The sequence below is a fragment of the Shewanella sp. ECSMB14101 genome, assembly GCF_000773485.1.
Lineage (GTDB): Bacteria > Pseudomonadota > Gammaproteobacteria > Enterobacterales > Shewanellaceae > Shewanella > Shewanella marisflavi.
Map to the genome: position 1 here is coordinate 1 of NZ_JSFF01000063.1, position 1194 is coordinate 1194.

The following is a 1194-nucleotide window of genomic DNA, read 5'->3' on the forward strand; positions in this document are numbered from 1 at the left end:
TATTTTTTTTAAATCATTTTTTTACATTAATTTGAAAAAAGATTTTAATTAATATATATATATACTTAATTATTTATCTAAATATATTAATATTTTTTATCTAAATTAGGTTTAAGCTATTTAAGCTATTGGATTCATACTCCATTGAAATTCTCCTAAAAAAGAAATATTAAAGCTGCTAACTTTTTTAAAAAACTTCTTTTATTCTCTAAAATTGAGAATTAAAATTTACAATTTTATAAATTTTAGAAAATAGTAAAACTTAGTTATTGATAATTAACTTAAAAATAATTTACTAATAATTTGATTAATATCAACAAATCATAAAAATATTGGTTCAATGTATTTTATATTTAGTTTGTTTTCAGGTTTAATAGGTACCTCTTTTAGATTAGTTATTCGTATAGAATTATTTCAACCAGGTTCTTTAATCCAAAATGATTTTATTTATAACTCTATAGTAACAGTTCATGCAATAATTATAATTTTTTTTATAGTTATACCAGCTATAATTGGAGGATTTGGAAATTGATTAATTCCTTTAATAATTAACACAACAGATTTATGTTTTCCCCGATTAAACAATATAAATTTCTGAATATTAATTCCTTCAATTTTATTAATAATTTCATCTTCAATTAAAGGAGTTCTTAATGGAGTAGGATGAACTATATATCCTCCATTAACATCAATTCAATATTTTATATCTTCATCAATTGAAATAATAATTTTTTCTTTACATATTGCTGGTTTATCCTCAATTACAAGATCTATTAATTTTATTTCTACAATTCTATTAATAAAAAATAAAAATTATTATTTAAGAAGAATAACATTATTTTCTCTTTCAATTTTAATTACTACATTACTTTTATTATTAGCTTTACCAGTTTTAGCTGGTGCCATCACAATAATTTTAATAGATCGAAATTTTAACACATCTTTTTTTGATCCTAGAGGTGGGGGAGATCCTATTTTATATCAACATTTATTTTGGTTTTTTGGACATCCAGAAGTATATATTTTAATTTTACCAGGATTTGGTATAGTATCTCATGTTATTAGCTATAATTTAGGGAAAAAAGAAGTTTTTGGTAAAATTGGAATAATATTTGCTATAATATCCATTGGATTATTAGGATTTGTAGTTTGAGCACATCATATATTTACTGTAGGAATAGATGTAGATACTCG

General features: G+C 21.2%; 1 pseudogene. It reads left to right on the forward strand.

Annotated features, from left to right (window positions below):
* Window positions 1-340 precede the first annotated feature (340 nt).
* Window positions 341-1153: pseudogene (locus NY07_RS19940) on the forward strand (cbb3-type cytochrome c oxidase subunit I).
* Window positions 1154-1194: the final 41 nt, after the last annotated feature.